This window comes from Collinsella aerofaciens, assembly GCF_040910265.1.
Taxonomy (GTDB): Bacteria; Actinomycetota; Coriobacteriia; order Coriobacteriales; family Coriobacteriaceae; genus Collinsella; species Collinsella aerofaciens_BK.
In genome coordinates this window covers 1-20,334 of record NZ_JBDGAW010000010.1, presented here as the reverse complement: position 1 = coordinate 20,334, position 20,334 = coordinate 1, and the positions used below count along the sequence as shown (strand labels likewise).

Below are 20,334 nucleotides of genomic sequence, written 5' to 3'. Positions count from 1 at the left end.
TATTTGAATCTCCGTTTTCGGATGCTAGTTCAGACGGCTCTTGAGCGCGTCGATGTGAATGCCGATCTTAAGGCTGGCGGGATCGATCTGGGCGATCTCCTGCAGGGTGAAGGCAACGGAGCTCGAAAGATTGTGGCAGACGGACTTCATGTTGACGCCGTTCTCGAGCACGACGTGAAGATCGACCGTAAGGCCGTTCTCGTCGGCGGAGACAAGCACGCCCTTGCGGAGGCGCTGACCGGCAAGCAGGCGCACGCTCTCGGCGCCCTGGAGCTGCTCAGCCATACCGACGACGCCATAGCACGTCATCGCGGCATAACCGGCAATATCGGCAATAACGTCGTTCGAGACGCTCAGGCTGCCGTTGATGGTCTCAGACACAAGAATCTCCTTATCTGGTGCTCACGGCACCATGTCGTGGGAGCAATCATTGCAATATTCTACAACGACCGCGCCATGTTGAGGTGATGGGTCGCGGGATTACATCCTCGACACGAAATGTTGATATGGCAACGTCCGAGTCAAGTGGTCGCGGCATGAAAAAACCCGCCGCATAAGCGACGGGTTTTACAACCTGGCTCCCCGGGTAGGACTCGAACCTACAACAGCGCGGTTAACAGCCGCGTGCTCTACCATTGAGCTACCGAGGAATAGGTGCGTGCTCTCAAGCAACGAAGTTTATTATACGGACGAATCAGCTCAGGGCAAGAACTTTTTTAAGAATTTTTCCGACCTAGTCATTGGGGACGTCCCCAATGACCACATGGAAGCGCCCCCAAGCGGATGTGCTTGAGGGCGCTTCTTGCTTGCGAGGTTATGACTCGATGTAGTCCTTCAGCTTGCTGCTGCGGCTCGGGTGGCGGAGCTTGGCCAAGGTCTTGGACTCGATCTGGCGGATACGCTCGCGCGTGACGCCAAACTCGCGGCCGACTTCCTCGAGCGTGCGGGGATGCCCGTCGACAAGGCCAAAGCGCAGCTCGATAACCTTGCGCTCACGATCGGCAAGCGAGTCGAGCACCTGAGTGAGTTGCTCCTGCAGCATGGAGAAGCTGGCGGCATCGGGCGGAACGATAGCCTGGGAGTCCTCGATAAAGTCGCCCAGCTGGGAATCCTCTTCCTCGCCGATGGGGGTCTCAAGCGACACGGGCTCCTGCGAGATCTTCTGGATCTCGCGGACGCGGTCGGCGCTCATGTCCATCTCGGCACCGATCTCCTCGGGGGTCGGGTCGCGACCCAGGTCCTGAAGGAGCTGGCGCTGCACGCGGACGAGCTTGTTGATAGTCTCGACCATATGCACGGGAATACGGATGGTACGGGCCTGGTCGGCGATAGCGCGCGTAATGGCCTGACGGATCCACCACGTGGCGTACGTGGAGAACTTGAAGCCCTTCTGGTAGTCGAACTTCTCAACGGCGCGAATCAGACCGAGGTTACCCTCCTGGATCAGGTCAAGGAACAGCATGCCGCGGCCGACATAGCGCTTGGCGATGGAGACGACCAGACGCAGGTTTGCGCTGATGAGTGCCTGCTTGGCTTCGAGGCCGACGTTCTCAATGCGCGTAAGACGACGCATCTCGGCACGCGTGAGCTCGAGCTCACCGGCATCGGCGGCCTCGAGTTTCTCGGTGGCCTCGAGACCGGCCTCGATCTTCATGGCCAGATCGACCTCTTCGGAGGCGGTCAGCAGGTCGACCTTGCCGATCTCTTTGAGGTACATACGAACCGGATCGCCGGTCAGCATCACCGTGGAGGCATCGATGCCACGCACGCGGGAGCGTGAACGGGACGTGCGCACGGTGCGCTTCTTCTTGCTCTTGGAAGAACCCATCTCGGCGTCGGCCTGACGGGCCATCTTGAGCTCGTGATCGTCGAGCGAGCCGGAATCGTGCTCATCGTCGTCATCAAAATCGTCGGTATCGGTATCGTTATCGTCATCGTCGACGTCCATGGGGGCGTCGTCGTTACCGCTCGCGGAGATAATCTGGATGCCGCTGTTGCGCAGCGCGGAATACACCGCGGTGAGCTGCTCGTCAGAAACATCGATATCCTTCAGGGCGACCTGAATCTCGTCCTCGGTTACCGAAGTCCTGTTTGAGCCGTTGCCCATGAGCTTTGCAACGTAGGATTCCAGCCCAGTACCCGTGCTCTCAGTCTTTTTTGGCACAGATTCTCCCTTCATAGTCCACAGGACTCAATACTTTAGCACACACATAGACGTCTATACCCAAAAAGAGGACTGGATATAGGCGAGAATACGCTGGTTGACCACAACATCTAGGCCTGTTCGGTGCCTGCGGCCTCCAGACCGATCAAACGGAACGGGTCCGCCACGCCGCCGATAGACTTTTGCAGCTCGCGTTGACGCTGCGAATCCTGCGCGGCCTGCACGGTCAGCGCGCGACGGGCCTCATCATCGAGCGAACGGTCTTGGCGCAGCTTGGCCTGTGCGGCACGCATGCGGCGCTTGATGGTGTAGAGCTCGAGCGTATCGAGCATGAACACGATGTTCGTCTCGGTGGGGTGCTTGCTCGTCGCGGAGATGCGCCCGGCACTCACAAGCGTTGCCGCCTCGGGACAGACCGAGCGCGCCGCATCCATGCAGGCTGCAGGATCGGTTCCCGGCGGCGTTGCCAGAACGGCCCATGCGATGGACTCGTGACGTGGGTCAACCCACTCGATAGAGCAGATGCGGTCGGCATACGTGCGGAACAGGTCGGGGTAGCTCGTGAGCATCGTCAACAGCTCGCGCTCCCCTGCCAAGGACTTGCGCTCAAGATCAGTAAGAACCATCGGCGCCGCCGCAGCCGGAGCGCCCGAACCATCAGTCACAGGCACAGCACCCATACCATCAGGCACATCGATCGGCGGCAGGTCGTCGACGACCTCCACGGGCGCGGCACCGTAGGCATCGAGCGGGACATAGTCGTACGGCTCTTCTTCGACCGGCGCGGACACCGGCGGCGTCGCGCCCGATGCCCAAGCACCACGACCGGCATCGCGAGAACTCGACGCCCGACTGCCCGTCCCGCCGGACCGCTCAGCCTGTGCCCGCTGGCGCTCATAGTTCTGCTCACGACGTCGTTCCGCATCTTCGCGCTTGGCGACATCGCGAAACACGCGACCCGAACTCACGCGAACCGTCTCCAGATCCAAACCCAGCAGATCGGCAATCTGAATAAAGTATGTGTCGATCATATAGCTATCGCGCAGCGGATAGATAAGCGTCAGCGCATCTTCCAGCGCCTTGGCACGACCGCCCGGCGTGGTGATGTCACTCGACTCCTGCAGCGAACGGTAGACAAAGTCCATGAGCGGCTCGGCAGCGTCGATGCGCGCCTGAAGCTCCTGTCCACCATGCGCTGTGATGAACTCCATGGGGTCGTTGCCGTCGGGCAGCACCACGCAGCGCAGGTCCATCGAATCCTGCTCGATAAATTGAATCGCGCGACGGGCGGCCTTCTGGCCCGCGGCATCGCCATCGAACATATACACGATACGCTTGGCAAAGCGGGTGAGCGTCTTGACGTGATGCTCCGTGAGCGCGGTGCCCAGCGTGGCGACAACGTTTTTGATCCCCGCCTCCCAGCAGGCGATGCAATCGGTATAGCCCTCCACCACGATGGCCGTATCCTGCGCGACGATAAACTCCTTGGCCCAGTTAAAGCCATAGAGGTTTCGCTTTTTATGGAACACGCTCGTCTCGGCGGTGTTGAGGTACTTGGGTTGGCCGTCACCCATGATGCGCCCGCCAAAGGCAATGTTGTGACCCTGCTCGTCAAAGATGGGAAACATCACGCGGTCGTAGAAGCGGTCGGCAAGCTGCCCGCGCCCGCGGCTCACGGCAACGTTGGCGTCGATCATCTCCTGCGGGGTAAAACCCGCCTGGGACAGGTGCGACACCAGCGCGTTGCGGCCCGGTGCAAAGCCCAGGCAGTAGCGGCGGCAGACGTCGCCACCCATACCACGGCTGGCAAAGTACTCGCGTGGACGGCCGTCCTTACCGCGCATAAGCATGGTGTGGTAGAACTGGGCGGTCTCGGCACACAGATCGTAGATGCGGGCACGCTTGGTACCGCGCTCGCGACGATCTCCGGTGTCATGCAGCTCAATACCCGCACGATCGGCCAAATAGCGGATTGACTCGGGAAAGCTCAGGTTTTCGCGCTTCATGATATAGGTGAAGACGTCGCCGCCTTCGCCGCAGCCAAAGCAGTGCCAGACCTGCGTAGCGGGGATAATGTGGAAAGAAGGCGTCTTTTCGCCATGGAAGGGGCAGCAACCCCAAAACTCATGGCCGCGGGGCTTGAGCTCAACCGTTTCCTGCACGATGGCAACTAAGTCGGACGCAGCGCGTACCTGGTCTTTTTCCTCATCGCTAATCACGGATACTCACCCCCTGCTCGCCCAAGTTGTGACGAATGTCCTCGATATTACCCTCGACGGTCGAGATCAACTCATCCAGCGATTCGAACACACGCGAGGGACGCAGCCAGCGCGTAAACGCCAGCGAAACGGAAGCGCCGTACAGGTCGCCCGTATAACCAATTAAGTTAGCCTCGAGATGCGATGAAGCGGCATCGTCGGCATACGTCGGCGGCAGGCCGACGTTAACGGCAGCAGGCCATACGGTGTCATCGACGAGCACCAGGCCCTCATACACGCCATCGGCAGGCACCTGAATGCCGTCGGGAACCTGCAGGTTTGCCGTGGGAAAGCCCATGCCAGAGCCCTCGTGACGGCCGCGAATAACACCGCCGCGCAGCATATACGGGCGGCCGAGCAACTCAGCAGCCAGCTCCACATGGCCCTGTCCCAGCTCATGACGGATGCGGGTGGCGCAAATGGCCTCACCGCCCTCGCAAAGCAGATCGTGACCATACACGTCAACGCCGTGCTCGGAACCCCAGGCGCGCATCTCGGCAACACCAGAAGCACCGCCACGACCCAGCCTAAAATCGCTGCCAACGCGAATCGAACGAATGTCGACCACGCGTGACAACAGTGTGAGAAAACCGACATGGTCGAGTGCCGCAACCTCAGGCGTAAAGGGAACGGCCACCACTGCATCGACCCCGGTCTGAGCCAAGGCATGTAGACGGTCGGCCGTCGTCATCAATTTTTGAGCGGGCGAAGGACTCACCACAACGTCCGGATCGGGATCGAAAGTGACCACGACCGCCTTGCAGCCATGGGCACGGGCATCACGGACAAGCGCTTCGATGAGTTCCCGGTGTCCACGGTGAACGCCATCGAACACGCCAATGGCGATCGAGGCAGCACCCAAGTGCTCGCACTCATCAAACGCATCGGCAGTGACGATGCGAGCCTCGTCTGACTCGCCTTCAAAAAAGATACGCGCGAGCTCGCAAGCGGACAACATCATCGAACACCGCCGATAGCCTGCGGAAACACGTGTTCCATGACAAAGCGGCCACTTTCAATGCGGGCGAGCGCCTTGAGTCCCCTATCGAGCACCAACGCAAAAGGCGCCTTCGCGGTATCGAAATCGGCAAGCGCACGCTCAACGGGAATGCGTCGGCCGCAGAGCAGGTCGTCGGCAAGGTCGCCCGGCAAATCAACACGCGTGGCGCCCAGGGCTGCAATGGGATCCAGGGCAAAGCCAGCCGCGGACTCGGGAGAAAGCTCCTCAACCGCATGACAAGCGCCAATGGAAACAACACCGGAGGCCGTGCGGCGCAGCGCAGAAATGTGCGCGGCGCTCTCGCAGGCGCGGCCCAAGTCGCGAGCGAGCGCACGGATATAGGTGCCCTTGCTCACCGAGAACGCCACGGTCCACACACACGTATCACCTTCGCCGCCCACGGCGATCAGGTCGGCGGCATAGACCTCGACGGGACGCGGAGGTAAGTCCACCGCATTGCCCTCGCGAGCAGACTTGTAGGCGCGAACGCCATTGACCGAGATAGCCGAAAAAGCCGGCGGCACCTGCATCTGCGGACCCAGCATGGCGGCCAAGCGCTCACGGGCATAGGCAGGATCGCGGAGCTCGTTGGCAACAGTCACCGTGCGGACCGCCTCGCCCTCCGCATCATCGGTATTTGTCTCGGCGCCAAACGAGATGTCGGCGACATAGCTTTTGGTATCGAGGGTTAGCATGCCCAGCAGACGGGTGGCCTGGCCCACACCCACCACCATGACACCCGATGCCATGGGGTCGAGCGTGCCGGCATGGCCGACACGCCGCTCATGGAGGGCGCGTCGGCATTGCGAAACCACGTCGTGGGACGTGCAGCCCACCGGCTTATCGACGGCGAGCAGCATATTCAGTTGAGAAGGCGTACGACGAGCCATGTACCATCCAAAAAGTTAAAGCTCGACGGTCACCGAAGCGGGATCCTCCCCTACCAGTTCGGCCAGCATGGGAAGTGCCACGGTGAGCGTCTCGAGAATCGTTCCGTTGTTGGAGAAACCGGCGGCAGCGGGATGTCCGCCTCCGCCAAAGGCAGCAGCGATCTCGGACACGTTGAGGTCACCCTTGGAGCGCAGGTTGCCGCGCACCTTGGTATCGCCCTCAATGCCCTTCAGGAACAGGCAGACCTCGACGCCCATCACCGAGCGCACCACGTCAACCAGGCCGTCGCACTCATCCGAGGTGACACCGCAGGCCTCAAGGTCACTCTGGTACGCGTAGCTATACGCGACGCGCCCGTGGGCCACCGTCTTGATGCGGCCCATAACGATGGACTTGAGGTGCAAAAACTCAACGCGCATGCTCTGGTAAACCTCGAGTGCCACACGCGCCGGATCGGCACCGTGGGCAACCAGACGCGAGGCTGCATGGAACGCGGCGGCATCGGCGTTTTGGTACTGAAAACGGCCGGTATCGGTAACCAAGCCACACAGCAGGCAGGTCGCAACGCCATCACGTGCGACAATGCCGCAATTGTCCAAGAAGCGGTCGATGATCATGGCGCAGGCTGCAGCTTCGACGCGCCTCAGGCTGAGCTCGGCAAACTCCTCGCGCGCCGGATGGTGATCGAAGCACACCACATGCTTGGAGCGACGAAGCACCTCGGCGGAATTATTGAGACGCTCGACGACCGGCACGTCCACCGAGATGAACAGGTCCGGATTGCCGGTATACGCAGATGCCGGTACCAGGCGATCGGCACCCTCCATAAAGCGGTAGATACGCGGAACCGGGTCATCGTCTGCCAGCAGCAGGGCAATGTCCTTGTTAGGGAAAAACTTCATAAGCGAAAGGCCCAGACCCAACACGGAGCCCAAGGCATCGCCATCGGGAGAAGTATGTCCCGAAATCGCAATGGAGGACGCACCCTCGATGAGCTCGAGGATGCGTCGCTGAATATCTGCAGACTCGCACGAGGCGAGGTCGGCGGAATTAGTCATCTAAAGCTGCCTCCTGGGCGGCATCCGCTATCGGATAGCCGTCCTCGTCCTTTTCGATCGCAAGCGTGGCGGGAACGTTTTCCAGCGCACGCGTGATGCGCTCGGCCTCATCGGTCGAGCGATCGATGCGAAAATCGAGCTCGGGCGTGACACGCCAATCGAGCGAGCGAGCCAACAGGCTGCGAATACGGCCCTTGGCGCTTGCAAGCGCCTCCATGACCTCGTCGTAGCGGCTCGCATCGCACGACACGTACACGCGCGCGAACGAACGGTCCACCGCGACCTCGACCGCGGTCAAAGTAACCAGGTCGAGACGCGGATCGGAAACCTCAAAGAGCAGGATATAACCAAGCTTCTCGCGAAGCTGCTCGCCCAGACGGCGGGTTGCCTGCGTTTGCTTCATAACGCTACCCCCTACTCGGTACGGGCAACCTGGTCGATGCGGTAACCCTCGATCTGGTCGCCGGGCTTGATGTCCTGGAAGTTCTCCAGGCCAATGCCGCCCTCGGAGCCGCTCTTGAGGCTCTTGGCCTCGTCCTTGTAGTGGCGCATCGAGGCGATCTTGCCGTTGAAGACCACGATGCCGTCACGCACCAGGCGCACGGAATCGGTCGCAGCGATCTCGCCCTCTTCGACGCGGACACCGGCGGCGATACCGACTTTGGGCACCTTGAAGGTGTCCAGAACGGTCGCGGTACCCGTGGAGACCTCGACCTCGGTGGGCTTGAGCATACCGATACGGGCAGCGTCGAGTTCCTCGAGGCACTTGTAGATAACGTCGTAGCAACGGATCTCGACACCCTCGCGCTCGGCAGCGGAGCGGGCCTTACCGTCGGGACGAACGCCAAAGCCGATGATGATGGCGTTGGAGGCGTCGGCCAGGACGACGTCGGTCTCGTTGATAGCGCCGACCGCGGAGTGGATCGTGTTGATGCGCACCTCGGACTGGTCCATCTTGTCGAGCGAGTCCTGAAGGGCCTCGATGGAGCCCTGGACGTCGGCCTTGATGATCAGGTTAAGCTCCTTGACCTCGGCGTCGGCAATGGTCTCGAAGAGGTTCTCGAGCGTGACGTGCTTGACGCGGCTCTGCTCCTCGATACGGGCCTTGAGCGAACGCTCGTCAGCAAGCGCGCGAGCCTCACGCTCGTCCTCGAACACGCGGAACTCGTCACCGGCGTTGGGCACGGACTGCAGGCCCAGGATCTCGACGGCGTCAGAGGGACCGGCCTCGGTGACGGCGCGGCCCTTGGGGTCGAGCATGGCGCGGACGCGGCCGTAGGTGAGGCCGGCGACAAGCGTATCGCCCACGTGCAGGGTACCGCGGGTCACGAGCACGGTAGCGACCGAGCCGCGGCCCTTGTCGAGCTTGGCCTCGAGGACGTTGCCGGAGGCAAAGGTGTCCGGGTTGGCCTTGAGCTCGAGCACATCTGCCTGGAGCAGCACGGTCTCGAGCAGATCGTCGATACCGATCTTCTGCTTGGCCGAGATGTTGACGAACATGTTCTGTCCGCCCCACTCCTCGGGGATGACGCCGTACTCGGTGAGCTCCTGACGCACACGGTCGGGGTTGGCGCCGGGCTTATCGATCTTGTTGACGGCGACAACGATGGGTACGCCGGCGGCCTTGGCGTGGTTGATCGACTCGACCGTCTGGGGCATGACACCGTCGTCGGCAGCCACGATCAGAATGACGATGTCGGTCACCTTGGCGCCACGGGCACGCATAGCCGTAAAGGTGGCATGACCCGGGGTATCGATGAAGGTGATCTTGCGGTCGTTGATCATGACCTGCGAAGCACCGATGGCCTGCGTAATGCCGCCCGCCTCGCCGGCAGCAACGCCGGTGTGACGGATGGCGTCGAGGAGGCTCGTCTTGCCGTGGTCGACGTGGCCCATGACGGTGACGACCGGTGCGCGCGGCTTAAGGTCGGCGGGATCGTCGTAGAACGAGAAGGTGTTCTCCTCCTCGGGGGTGATGATCTTGATCTGACGACCCAAGTCGTCGGCAACGAGCTCGACGAGGTCGTCGGACATGGACTGCGTCATGGTGAGCGGCGTACCCAGCAGGAACAGGCGCTTGATGATGTCGTTGGCCGGAACGTCGAGCGCCTCGGCGAGCTCCTGGACGGTAACGCCCTGGGAAACCTTGATGGCGTCGAGCTCCTCGGGGTTCACGCCCTGGGCCAGCGCTTCCTCTATCTTGCGCTCCTCCTGAGCCTTGGCAGCCTCGCGCTCGCGCTTCTCCTTGCGCTTCTTGCGGCGACCGGTGGACTCGCGAGAGGCCTCCTCGACGGCGGCACGAGCCTCCTCGAGCACCTTCTCGCGGCTGTACTCCTCGGCCTCGCGAGCCATACGGCTGTAGTGGTCCTCTTCGTTGTTGTGACCGCCCTTGCGCTTCTTGCCCTTGCCCTGCTTATCGGGGTTGGGGAAGTCCATGCCGGCAGCGACGTTGTTGCTGGCGTTGGTGCGATGGCTGTGCGGACGGCTCTCGGAGGCGTTGCGCTCGGAGTTGTTGTCGGAGGCGTTGCGATCGTTACGACGGCCACCGCGGCGGTCGTTGTTGCCGCCACGACGGTTACCGCGCTCGGCGGCGCGCTCGGCCTTAGCCTTGTCCTCGGCGTCCTTCTTCTCCTTGAGCACGGTCTCCTGTGCGGCGATCTGGTCGAGCAGCGAACGGAAGCGCGAACCGGAGTCGGAAGCGGGAACGGCGCGGCGCTGGGCCTCGCGGGCAGCCTCCTCCTTCTCGCGGGCAAGGCGCTCCTGCTCGGCCTTCTTCTTGGCCTCGGCCTCGGCGCGGGCAGCCTCCTCGGCAGCCTGGGCTGCGGCAAACTGGCGGCGCTCCTCCTCGCGGGCCTTCTCGGCGGCGATGCGCTCGCGCTCGGCCTCGGCGGCGCGTGCGGCCTCCTCGGCGGCAGCTGCCTGCTCCTCGGCCTGCTTGGCGGCCTCGACTTCCTGAGCGCGGGCCTCGATCACCGAGGCGAGCTGCTTGCGGACCATGGCGACATAGGCGTCCTCCAAGGTGGAGGAAGCGGACTTAGCGGGAATCTTCATATCGGCGAGATGACCCATCAGTTCCTTGGAGGTCATGCCGAACTCTTTGGCCAGGGTGGACACACGGACTTTTGCCATATGACTTCACCTACCCTTTCTGGCACCTTGGGTGCCTAGAGACTGAACGAGCGTGGGAGATGCGCCGGGACCTGCCCGGCGCGACCGCGCGCTAGATCAGGTCCTCCGCATCATCGAAGGCGTCGGTGTCGTGGACACCGCAGAAACGGGAGCCGGGACGGGCCTGGTTGCGGCACTGGATGCCGTCCTCGGACACGTACTCGCAGCGGCGGACGTCCTCGTCCTCCTCGTCACCGATCAGGTCGGCGGCGGGCTCCTCGTGAACGGGAACGTTCTTGAGGATGTCGGCGGCAAGCGTCTCGGACTTGATGTCGATGTGCCAGCCGGTCAGGCGCGCGGCGAGGCGGGCGTTCTGGCCCTCCTTGCCGATGGCAAGGGACAGCTGGTCGTCGGGCACGATGACGCCGGCGTAGGCCTTCTCCTCGTCGATGAGGACGCGGGTGACCTTGGCAGGCGACAGGGCGCTGGCGACGTAGACGGCAGGATCGGCATCCCACAGGATGACGTCGACGCGCTCGCCACGGAGCTCGCCCACGACGGCGCGCACGCGGCTGCCCTTGGGGCCGACGCAGGCGCCCACGGGATCCAGACGGTCGTCGAGCGAGTGGACGGCGACCTTGGAACGCTGGCCGGGCTCGCGGGCGATCGACTTGATCTGGACGGTGCCCTCATAGATCTCGGGCACCTCCTGCTCAAACAGACGACGCATGAGCTCGGGGTGGGTACGGGAGATGACAATCGGCGGACGGCTGTGCTCGCCGCGAACCGGTTGCAGGTTGGAGTTGGGGTCGCGAACGTCGATGATCACGGCCTTGATGTGCTGGTTGTGCAGGTAGCGCTCGCCCATCGGACGCTCGTTGCGCTCGTTCTCGTAACGACGCTGATCGAAGTGCGGCAGCTCGGCCTCGACGCCCTCGCGGATCTTGACGATCGTGAAGTCGGGCGTGGACTGCAGCACGGTACCGCTGATGAGGTCACCGATGCGGCCGGAGAACTCCTCGTAGATCTGCTCGCGGGCGGAGTTGCGCACGATGGCGTTGATCTCGGCCTTGGCGTGCTGGGCAGCGATACGGCTCGTGTTCTTGGGGGTGACGTCGATCTCCTCGAACTCGGTGAAGTTGCCCTCCTCGTCCATGGAATCGTCGATCGGCTCCAGACGGTAGACGTAGATCTTGCCGGTGGTGCGGTCGATGGTCACCTTGGCGCCCCACTCAAGATGCAGGATCTCGGCATAGCTCTTGGCGAGCGACTGCTCCAGGCGGTCGATCAGGTAGAGCTGGTCGATGTGCTTCTCCTGGCAAAGCTCCATCAGGGCGGACATCATGTCGGATGCTGCCATCTTACTTTCCTTCCTTCGCGGGCTTGAAGTCGTAGGTGGGCTTCAACTTGCACTTTTTAACATCAGAAAAATCGAGGGTAACGGACTCGCCGTCCTCGAGCTCGAGGGTCACGTTCGTCTCGGTGGCGGCGGCAATCTTGCCGGCGTACTTGCGACGGCCCTCGGTGGCGGTGGAGGTGAGCTCGCAGTTTTCGCCCACAAAGCGGGCAAAGTCACTCGGGCGGCGCAGCGGACGCGCCATACCCGGGCTCGACACCTCGAGCGTATAGCTCGAAGAGATGGGGTCGAGCTCCTCAATCACATCGCCGACCCACTTGGTGTTGGCCGTGACGTCGTTGAGCGACAGGCTCTGACCCTCGGCACCCTCGATACGCACGCGCACGCAGGGGGCCTTGGTGGCACCCACGAGCTCGACGTCGACGATGTCGACATCGTGCTGGGGGGCGACGGCCTCGAGCGCGTCGATGATGGCCTGCTCGGTCTTGGTCTTGACCATTGCGGCACCTCCATCCATACAAAAAAGAAGCGGGGCCGAAACCCCACTTCTTTCAATTACAACTTCATTTGCAAGCAAACTATAACAATAGCTGCGGAAACGTGCAAGCACCGTACGAATCTGCAGGTCAGCGTGCGCACAGCTTCTCCACAAGAATAGGACAATTGGTCGAGGAACCCCATGCGGCGCACCCTCAACAGCCACAAAACGGGCCATGCGTCCCAATCCACAGGCCCGTTCGGACCCCAAGGGCATTCCTCCCCGAGCCCCTATCGATCAGACTTACGCTAAGGGACATTCTGTAACAAGCCAGCCAGCAAGTCGCGCAACGACGAACCTTTCGAGATCTTCTACGGCAAGGAGGCACCCATGAATCGCCTAGGCACCCTCTGCATGACTGCGCTCGCCATCGCAACGTGCTCGTTGGCCCTCGCGGGCTGTGGCAAAACGAGCAGCAAAACCGGAACATGCGAACCGGATCCCGGCAGCACCAAAGCCATCGAGAAAACCGAACCCCCGGCGAGCTTCGACAAAATAAACGAAGACATCGTCGATCCCCAGGGCCTGAGTCCAGACCCACAAGAACAGTTCCCCATTGACCTTGAGGCAGACGAAAACGTCCATGTTACCTGCGTGGGCAAGGACACCGACGGCTACGGCGACGCCGCGCTCGTCTTTACGGTGACCAACAATACCGGTGTCGACATGATGTTTGGCGATGTGGACTCCTATGCCTACGTCAACGGTGTCGTCCGCGACGTACGCATGCGCCAGCCCGTCGCCGCAGGCGAAGAAGCGACCGCCATGCTCACCTTTGTAGGCACCTTCGACGACCCGGACTTTGATGTGAACAACGCCCTCAACGACATCTACCTTAATATCTGGATGTTCGAGGAGCAAACCGGCAACGTCTACTTTAGGGACTTGGTACACATTCCGTAGAGGGTGACGCTCGGCACAAGCCAAGCAGGGCATATAACGCAAAACGAGGGACGACCCAATCGGATCGCCCCTCGTCTTTAACACGTCAACAATGCGCGCGGCGTTTACTTAACCACCAGGTTGACAAGCTTGCCGGGCACGCAGATGGCCTTGACGACCGTCTTGCCCTCGGTCCACTTAGCGACAGCGGCCTCGGCGGCAGCCTGCATTTCCTCGTTGGAGGCATCGCGAGCCACGTCGATGCGGCCACGGACCTTGCCGAGCACCTGGACGACGATCTGCACCGTGTCCTCGATGGACTCGGCCAGGTCGAACTCGGGCCAGGCGGCGGTGTAGGCGTTGCCCTCGCAGCCGAGGGCCTCGTGCCACAGCTCGTCGGCCCAGAACGGGCAGATGGGCGCCAGGACGCTCACGATGTCCTTGGCCACGCCGTAGCACAGGGCCTTGTCGCGGTCAGCACCCTCGGTGGCATTGAGGTAGGCGCTCGCCGCGTTGACGAGCTCCATGATGGCCGAGATGGCGGTGTTGAACTGGCCGCGATCGAAGTCCTCGGTGCACTTGGCGATGGTGCGGTGACGCTCGCGATAGAGCTTCATCGCGACCTCGTCGAGCGCGGACTTGTCGAAGGCCACGTTGGCGTCGCCGGACTGGACGAGCTGCCAAACGATACGCCAGGCGCGCTTAATGAAGCGGTTGGCGCCCTCGACGGCCTTGGGATCCCAGTCGAAGTCCTTCTCGGGCGGGGCGATAAACAGGATCGCCAGACGCATGGTGTCGGCACCGTAGGGCTCAATAACCGAGCTCGGGGGCACGACGTTGCCCTTGGACTTGGACATGGTGTCGCCGTTCTCGTCCTTGACCATGCCCTGGCACAGCAGGTTGGTGAAGGGCTCGTCCACGCTCAGCAGGCCCAAGTCGCGCAGTGCCTTGGTAAAGAAACGGCTGTAGAGCAGGTGCAGAATGGCGTGCTCGATGCCGCCGATGTAGTTATCGACGGGCATCCAACGGTCGGCGGCTTCCTTGGAGAAGGGCAGCTCAGTGTTGTGCGGGTCGGTATAGCGCAGGTAGTACCAGCTGGAGCAAGTGAAGGTGTCCATGGTATCGGTCTCGCGCTTGGCCGGGCGACCGCAGACCGGGCAGGTGGTCTCGTAGAACTCCTTGCACTCGGCGAGGGTTTCGCCGGCGCCCAGGTCCAGGTTCTCGGGCAGCGTCACCGGCAGCTGATCCTCGGGCACGGGCACGATGCCGCAGTGTTCGCAGTGGATGGCCGGGATGGGGTTGCCCCAATAGCGCTGACGGGAAATGAGCCAGTCGCGCAGACGGAACTCGACCTTGCGACGACCGCAGCCCATGGCCTCGAGGTCGGCCACGATCGCAGCCTCGCCCTCGGAGTGCTTGCCGCCGCGCATGCCGGTGTACTTGCCGGACTGGACGAGCGTGCCCTCGGCAGCGTGGGCGCAATCCCAGTCGACAGTCTCGGCATGGAAGGTATCGATGGTCTCACCGTTAGCCTCGACGGCTGCGCGGTCGTCATCGTCCAGGATAATCGGCACGATCGGCAGGTCGTACTTGCGGGCGAACTCAAAGTCGCGCTGGTCGCCACAGGGAACGGCCATGACGGCACCGGTACCGTAGTCGGCAACGACATAATCGGCAACCCACACGGGGACCTTCTCGCCGTTGACGGGGTTTACCACATAGCGGCCCGTGAAGGCACCGTGCTTCTCGAGGGTGCCCTGGGCACGCTCGACGGCAGAGATATGCTTGGAGTCCTCGACGATCTTGGTGACGGCCTCCTCGTACTCTGTGCCCTCGACGAGTTCATGCAGGCCGGCGTACTCGGGAGCCAGAACAAAGAAGGAGACGCCAAAAAGGGTGTCGGCACGCGTGGTGAAGACGGTGATCTTGCCCTCGTCGCCTTCGATGGGCTCGCCATCCTGGTCGCACAGGGTAAAGTCGACCTCGGCGCCCTCGGAGCGACCGATCCAGTTGGCCTGCATCTGCTTGACGCGCTCGGGCCAGCCGGGGAGCTTCTCCAAGTCGTCGAGCAGCTCCTGGGAGTACTCGGTGATCTTGAAGTACCACTGCTCAAGGTCGCGCTTCTCGGGCTCGGTGCCGCAGCGCCAGCACTTACCCTCGGTGACCTGCTCGTTGGCCAGAACAGTCTTGCAGTTAGGGCACCAGTTGACCGGGTTCTTCTTGCGGTAGACCAGACCCTTTTCCCACAGCTTCTCAAAGATCCACTGACCCCAGCGGTAGTAGTCGGGGCTGCAGGTCTTGACCATGCGATCCAGATCGTAGGAGAAGCCCATGCGCTTCATCGTGGCGAGCGCCTGGTCCATGTTCTTGTACGTCCAAGCGGCAGCCTGCGTGTTGTGCTTGATGGCGGCGTTCTCGGCGGGCAGGCCAAAGGCGTCAAAGCCGATAGGATGCAGCACGTCGTAGCCGCGCATGCGGGCCTGACGGGCCATGGCATCGCCGATGGTGTAGTTGCGCGCGTGGCCCATGTGCAGGTCGCCCGACGGATACGGGAACATCTCGAGCACGTACTTCTTGGGCTTGCTGGCGTCGGTGTCGACGGCAAAGAGGTTGGAGTCCTCCCAGGCCTTCATCCACTTGGACTCAATGGCCTGCGCGTCGTAAGCAGGGATCTCGTCCTTATGATCTGTGCAATCGCACATATCAGCTCCTTTGTTATCTCGGTTGGGGCGGGGCGTTCTTACCTTTGCTCGCTGCTGCGGACAGTCCTGCTCGCACGAAGAGCACATTAAGTGCTCTTCGGCTCGTGCGGAACTTGCAGCGAGCAAAGGTGAGAACGCCCCGCCACATCGTTAACTCGACTGATGATAGCAAATCACGAAATACAAGGTGTATGCAACTTGCAACAAACCGAACTATCGAATACTCCAAGTCAACTGGCTTGAGTTTTTATATCTTGAATACGGGAAGCCTTCGAACAAGTCTTTATTGTTGCCATTGGACTTCGACATGTCTTTAAGAATTGACTTGCCTATAGCCTCCCCCAAAGCAATGGGAACAGCATTGCCGATTTGCCTATATATATCGCTAATATCACCTCGGAAAATCCAATCATCCGGAAAGCCCTGAATGGCACGATATTCCTCAATTGAAAGAGGGCGATCTTCTGTGGGGTGGCACAAATCGGTAGCAGGCATTGTCGGGCTTGTGACTAAAGTTGGAGAAGGCCGATCATTCCATATTCTTCTATAAAAACCCGTTTTACCGCCTCCAAGCCGGTACGCTTTCCCCATCGCCTCTTCCTGAAGCTCCACAGGCAAATTCTTCCAATACTCACCCTCTTTAAGCAACTTAAAATACTTAAGCCTTTTTTCCGGAAACTGAACGTAATGGTGTTCGTCTTTTAATCCCCGAACGGCATCTGAAAAAGTCATCCAAGGATTAAGTTGCCACTTGGGGTCATTTGAATTCGTGGGGGTCAGCCAATCACAGATTGAACCGTCTCGTTTAGCAATCAAGACAACTCTCTCCCTAATTTGAGGAGCCCCAAAATTCGCAGCATTATACAAATTGAAGCTCACGCCATAGCCCATTGATTCAAGTTTGTTCAGAACCGTTTTCATAGCGCCGCCGTGTACAGGCTCTCCGCCAGCTTCCAAAGGATATGCCGTAGACAAGAGCCCCCTGACATTTTCAATTACCAAATACTTAGGTCGAAGATGGTCAGCAAGATCGAGATACTTTAGGAATACGTTGCCCCTAACGTCATCGAAGGCGCGACGCGCTCCAGCCGTAGAAAATGCCTGACAAGGAGGCCCGCCAAACATAACATCTATACCCCTTTTGGGGCTAATGCCCGAATAATCAAATACCCGATCGGGAGTAACCTTATTAATGTCTCCTAACAAACCAACATTAGGCCGATTGGACGCAATAGTCATTCGGCACTTCGTGTCATTTTCACAGTAAAGACTGGACGAAATACCGGCCCTCTCCATTCCATAATCCAAGCCAAGCGCCCCAGAAAAAAAAGAAACCGCAGTTAATGCCGAATCAACTACTTCAGTAGCGCGATGGTCTGCGGGAGCGAAGCATAGATTTTTTTTCCTCATAAAGCTGATTATTTCGTTCTCTCTATAGACTCTACGCTTACCAACAAGCGCATAATTGAGATCTCCGTTACGAGATAGTCTTGTAACAGTCTGAGATGTCACCCCAAGACGGCTCGCAACTTCCGCGGAAGACAGTATCGCCTCATTTTCCAAAATGGACTCCAGTAATTAAGTAATTGAACATTTTTTAGTCCATTTTAATTCAAATATACGCTTGTGTATAGGTTTTATCTAGTTGAAAATCAACACAAAGGAGGCACGACCATGGCTAAAAACGCAAAACGTGAAGATGTCAAAAAGAAATTATCCGAATCACTGAATTACTGCAACTCGCATCACATTCCGGCGCAAGAACTCTTTGAATCCATCGCAGACCGAACAATTAACAACGAAACCTGTCGCTATAACGCCGATGAAAGAAAAAGGGAAATGAAGTCGCTATTTCCCATTCTTCTCCAAGCCGAAACCTCAGCAATGATTCCCTCGATTCCAATGAAGCCAGATATACTCGAACTAGACTCGAAAGCATTTTTGGAACTTTGGCTAAACAAATGGATTTCAAAATTTCTTTCGGGATGGCAGTCGCTTCCAAGTGATTATGTCGCGAATCCCAAAAAGACGGTTACCGATGAAGCACTGATACATATGGTAATGGACGCAAAACACGCAGGATCAAAAGAGCGCGCTTACGAGTGGGCGGCGCACCACAATTTATTCATGAGTGCTGAAAATATAGGTGGCAACCTATTGGAGGAGTACATATATTCAAAAATTAAGCCATATGGATGGATTTGGTGCAGAGGGAAGATTCTCACGGCAATCGACTTTTGCAACGATGAATGCACTGCCATGTTTCAGGTAAAAAACAAAACGAATACTGAAAATAGTTCAGGAAAGGGTTTCAGAGAATCCTGCGGCGCAAAAGCATGGAATCGAATGAAGGCGGAGCGTCGTAACGGAAAGATTGAAACATATTGGCCAAAGTTGATTGAAATTGTTCGAGAGGGCAGTACGGTAGATAAACCTGTTCCGAATGATCTCGTCACCGAGGCAGACTATTTGGATTTTGTTTCAAACACGGTCAGAAACAATCCTTATCTGATTAGCGAAAGAGAAGGAGACCTATAACAAAATGGGGTCGCAATCCACCAGACACGCGACCCCATTTTCATAAATTATTTAGTAACTAGCGATAACTTACGGACTGCTGCGAATCTTTCACGACTACGTCGTGGGCGCCGCCTTCGACGATGGAGGTAGAGCTGACCAGGGTCAGGCGTGCCTTTTCCTGGAGCTCGGGGATCGAGAGGGCGCCGCAGTTGCACATCGTGGACTTGACCTTGTAGAGCGTGCCGCCCACACCGTCCTTGAGGGAGCCGGCGTAGGGAACGTAGGAGTCGACGCCCTCGACAAAGCTGAGCTTCGCGGCGCCGCCCAGGTCGTAACGCTGCCAGTTGCGTGCACGCGCAGAACCCTCGCCCCAGTACTCCTTCATGTACTGGCCGTTGACGTTGACGCGCTCGGTCGGGCTCTCATCGAAGCGGGCGAAGTAGCGACCAAGCATCATAAAGTCGGCACCCATAGCAAGGGCGAGCGTCATGTGGTAGTCGTAGACGATACCGCCGTCGGAGCACACGGGCACGTAAACACCGGTCTCCTCGTAGTACTCGTCACGGGCGCGGCAGACGTCGATCAGCGCGGTGGCCTGGCCACGACCGATACCCTTGGTCTCGCGAGTGATGCAGATGGAACCGCCGCCGATACCGACCTTGATGAAGTCGGCACCGCAGTCGGCCAGGAAGCGGAAGCCCTCGGCGTCGACAACGTTACCGGCACCGACCTTGACGTCCTCGCCGTAGTTGGCGCGGATCCACTCGATGGTGCGCTTCTGCCACTCGCTGAAGCCCTCGGAGGAGTCGATGCACAGGACATCGGCACCGGCCTCGATGAGCAGCGGCACACGCTCGGCATAGTCGCGGGTGTTGATGCCGGCGCCGACCATGTAGCGCTTGTCGTTATCGAGGAGCTCGTTGGGGTTGGTCTTGTGGCTGTCGTAGTCCTTGCGGAAGACGATGCCCATGAGGTGATCGTTGTCGTCGACGATGGGCAGAGCGTTGAGCTTGTTGTCCCAGATGACGTCGTTGGCGACCTTGAGGCTGATGTTCTTGTCGCCCACGATGAGCTGCTCACGCGGGGTCATGAACTCGGAAACCTTCTTCTGGTGGTCATCGCGGCTGGGACGATAGTCACGGCTGGTAACGATACCCAGGAGCTTGCCCTTGGGGGTGCCATCGTCGGTGACCGGCATGGTGGAGTGGCCGGTCTTCTCCTTGAGCTCGATAACCTGCTCCATGGTCATGTCGGGGGTCAGCGTGGAATCGGACTGAACGAAACCAGCCTTGTGATCCTTAACGGCCTTGACCATAGCAGCCTCGGACTCGGGGGTCTGAGAACCGTAGATGAAGGACAGGCCACCCTCGGTAGCAAGCGCGACACCCATGTCGACGCCCGAGACGGACTGCATGATGGCGGAAACCATGGGGATGTTCAGGGTGATTGCCGGCTTCTCACCGCGCTTAAAGCGGGTTAGCGGCGTCTTAAGAGAGACGTTGTTGGGGATGCACTGCGAGGACGAATAGCCAGGGACCAGCAGATACTCCGAAAACGTGTGGGACTCACCGGGAAAGAACGTAGCCATGTTTCTCCTTTTTCCATGCGACCGGTCGGCTGCAGGCCTCGTAGGACCCAGCCCAACCTTGGGCGCCCAATACTGGCGAATTATCTTAACGCACTTTGACTGCTACAATGCATGATTTAAGAAGAGCACACGAGGGTTTGACGCAGGCTTTGCGTTTGCCCAGCAAACACTTTAGCGGGGAGACGTGGGGCGTATGGAGTACAAGACGACGGCAAAGTTGGTCATTCAGTCGTGCGACAAGGATCTGCCGGGCGTGTTCGGCCACGGC

At 59.8% G+C, this 20,334-nt stretch carries 15 protein-coding genes and 1 tRNA gene; 2 read left to right on the top strand and 14 right to left on the bottom strand.

Annotated features, from left to right (window positions below):
- Positions 1-24: 24 nt before the first annotated feature.
- The 11 genes from AB5Z14_RS05665 to rimP form a co-directional block, all read right to left on the bottom strand.
- Positions 25-381, bottom strand: a complete 357-nt coding sequence (locus tag AB5Z14_RS05665) for an Asp23/Gls24 family envelope stress response protein (RefSeq protein WP_022093773.1) — start codon at positions 379-381, stop codon at positions 25-27.
- A gap of 194 nt (positions 382-575) precedes the next feature.
- Positions 576-650 (bottom strand) — tRNA-Asn (locus AB5Z14_RS05660).
- Between the two features lie 164 nt (positions 651-814).
- Positions 815-2,164, bottom strand: coding sequence for an RNA polymerase sigma factor RpoD (gene rpoD, locus AB5Z14_RS05655; RefSeq protein WP_055286388.1), 1,350 nt, complete (start codon positions 2,162-2,164; stop codon positions 815-817).
- A gap of 110 nt (positions 2,165-2,274) precedes the next feature.
- Complete coding sequence (dnaG, locus tag AB5Z14_RS05650; protein ID WP_368130656.1) at positions 2,275-4,383, bottom strand: DNA primase; 2,109 nt, start codon at positions 4,381-4,383, stop codon at positions 2,275-2,277.
- A complete protein-coding gene (ribF, locus tag AB5Z14_RS05645; RefSeq protein ID WP_368130655.1) occupies positions 4,376-5,383 on the bottom strand; it encodes a riboflavin biosynthesis protein RibF in 1,008 nt (335 codons plus the stop codon). Before ribF ends, dnaG begins: the two co-directional genes overlap by 8 nt.
- Positions 5,380-6,312 (bottom strand): tRNA pseudouridine(55) synthase TruB, encoded by a 933-nt coding sequence (gene truB / locus AB5Z14_RS05640; protein ID WP_368130653.1) that lies wholly within the window; start codon positions 6,310-6,312, stop codon positions 5,380-5,382. The genes ribF and truB overlap by 4 nt, the downstream gene beginning before the upstream one ends.
- Positions 6,313-6,327: 15 nt before the next feature.
- A complete protein-coding gene (locus tag AB5Z14_RS05635; protein WP_368130652.1) occupies positions 6,328-7,371 on the bottom strand; it encodes a DHH family phosphoesterase in 1,044 nt (347 codons plus the stop codon).
- The gene (gene rbfA, locus AB5Z14_RS05630) at positions 7,364-7,774 is read right to left on the bottom strand and encodes a 30S ribosome-binding factor RbfA (RefSeq protein ID WP_006234038.1); all 411 of its coding nucleotides are present in this window, start codon (positions 7,772-7,774) and stop codon (positions 7,364-7,366) included. The genes AB5Z14_RS05635 and rbfA overlap by 8 nt, the downstream gene beginning before the upstream one ends.
- Positions 7,775-7,785: 11 nt before the next feature.
- Positions 7,786-10,500 carry a translation initiation factor IF-2 gene (gene infB, locus AB5Z14_RS05625; RefSeq protein WP_089571695.1) on the bottom strand — a complete coding sequence of 905 codons (2,715 nt, stop codon included), beginning with the start codon at positions 10,498-10,500 and terminating at the stop codon, positions 7,786-7,788.
- Between the two features lie 91 nt (positions 10,501-10,591).
- Positions 10,592-11,839, bottom strand: a complete 1,248-nt coding sequence (gene nusA / locus AB5Z14_RS05620; protein ID WP_368130651.1) for a transcription termination factor NusA — start codon at positions 11,837-11,839, stop codon at positions 10,592-10,594.
- Between the two features lies 1 nt (position 11,840).
- Positions 11,841-12,335: a ribosome maturation factor RimP gene (rimP, locus tag AB5Z14_RS05615; RefSeq protein ID WP_118267782.1), complete on the bottom strand. Its 495-nt coding sequence runs from the start codon at positions 12,333-12,335 to the stop codon at positions 11,841-11,843.
- A gap of 369 nt (positions 12,336-12,704) precedes the next feature.
- On the opposite strand from rimP, the gene AB5Z14_RS05610 reads away from it, so the two are divergent.
- Complete coding sequence (locus AB5Z14_RS05610) at positions 12,705-13,277, top strand: DUF3558 domain-containing protein (protein WP_368130650.1); 573 nt, start codon at positions 12,705-12,707, stop codon at positions 13,275-13,277.
- A 104-nt stretch (positions 13,278-13,381) separates the two neighbouring features.
- On the opposite strand, the gene leuS is transcribed toward AB5Z14_RS05610, so the two are convergent.
- Both leuS and AB5Z14_RS05600 read right to left on the bottom strand, forming a co-directional pair.
- Entirely contained in the window at positions 13,382-15,958 is a 2,577-nt protein-coding gene (leuS, locus tag AB5Z14_RS05605) for a leucine--tRNA ligase (RefSeq protein WP_368130649.1), read from the bottom strand.
- Positions 15,959-16,171: 213 nt separating this feature from the next.
- Positions 16,172-17,521: a DNA cytosine methyltransferase gene (locus AB5Z14_RS05600; RefSeq protein WP_368130648.1), complete on the bottom strand. Its 1,350-nt coding sequence runs from the start codon at positions 17,519-17,521 to the stop codon at positions 16,172-16,174.
- A gap of 111 nt (positions 17,522-17,632) precedes the next feature.
- Here AB5Z14_RS05600 and AB5Z14_RS05595 point away from each other — a divergent pair, with 111 nt between their 5' ends.
- Positions 17,633-18,496 carry a SinI family restriction endonuclease gene (locus AB5Z14_RS05595; RefSeq protein WP_368130647.1) on the top strand — a complete coding sequence of 288 codons (864 nt, stop codon included), beginning with the start codon at positions 17,633-17,635 and terminating at the stop codon, positions 18,494-18,496.
- 58 nt (positions 18,497-18,554) lie between these two features.
- On the opposite strand, the gene AB5Z14_RS05590 is transcribed toward AB5Z14_RS05595, so the two are convergent.
- Positions 18,555-20,066 (bottom strand): IMP dehydrogenase, encoded by a 1,512-nt coding sequence (locus tag AB5Z14_RS05590; RefSeq protein WP_089571691.1) that lies wholly within the window; start codon positions 20,064-20,066, stop codon positions 18,555-18,557.
- Between the last annotated feature and the right edge of the window lie 268 nt (positions 20,067-20,334).

What these genes read in the sequence shown, in the direction of transcription:
- infB (WP_089571695.1), bottom strand. Translation starts at nt 10,500, where the DNA reads ATGGCAAAAGTCCGTGTGTCCACCCTGGCCAAAGAGTTCGGCATGACC.
- AB5Z14_RS05610 (WP_368130650.1), top strand. Translation starts at nt 12,705, where the DNA reads ATGAATCGCCTAGGCACCCTCTGCATGACTGCGCTCGCCATCGCAACG.
- AB5Z14_RS05595 (WP_368130647.1), top strand. Translation starts at nt 17,633, where the DNA reads ATGGCTAAAAACGCAAAACGTGAAGATGTCAAAAAGAAATTATCCGAA.
- rimP (WP_118267782.1), bottom strand. Translation starts at nt 12,335, where the DNA reads ATGGTCAAGACCAAGACCGAGCAGGCCATCATCGACGCGCTCGAGGCC.
- ribF (WP_368130655.1), bottom strand. Translation starts at nt 5,383, where the DNA reads ATGATGTTGTCCGCTTGCGAGCTCGCGCGTATCTTTTTTGAAGGCGAG.
- rbfA (WP_006234038.1), bottom strand. Translation starts at nt 7,774, where the DNA reads ATGAAGCAAACGCAGGCAACCCGCCGTCTGGGCGAGCAGCTTCGCGAG.
- AB5Z14_RS05635 (WP_368130652.1), bottom strand. Translation starts at nt 7,371, where the DNA reads ATGACTAATTCCGCCGACCTCGCCTCGTGCGAGTCTGCAGATATTCAG.
- truB (WP_368130653.1), bottom strand. Translation starts at nt 6,312, where the DNA reads ATGGCTCGTCGTACGCCTTCTCAACTGAATATGCTGCTCGCCGTCGAT.
- nusA (WP_368130651.1), bottom strand. Translation starts at nt 11,839, where the DNA reads ATGGCAGCATCCGACATGATGTCCGCCCTGATGGAGCTTTGCCAGGAG.
- leuS (WP_368130649.1), bottom strand. Translation starts at nt 15,958, where the DNA reads ATGTGCGATTGCACAGATCATAAGGACGAGATCCCTGCTTACGACGCG.
- AB5Z14_RS05590 (WP_089571691.1), bottom strand. Translation starts at nt 20,066, where the DNA reads ATGGCTACGTTCTTTCCCGGTGAGTCCCACACGTTTTCGGAGTATCTG.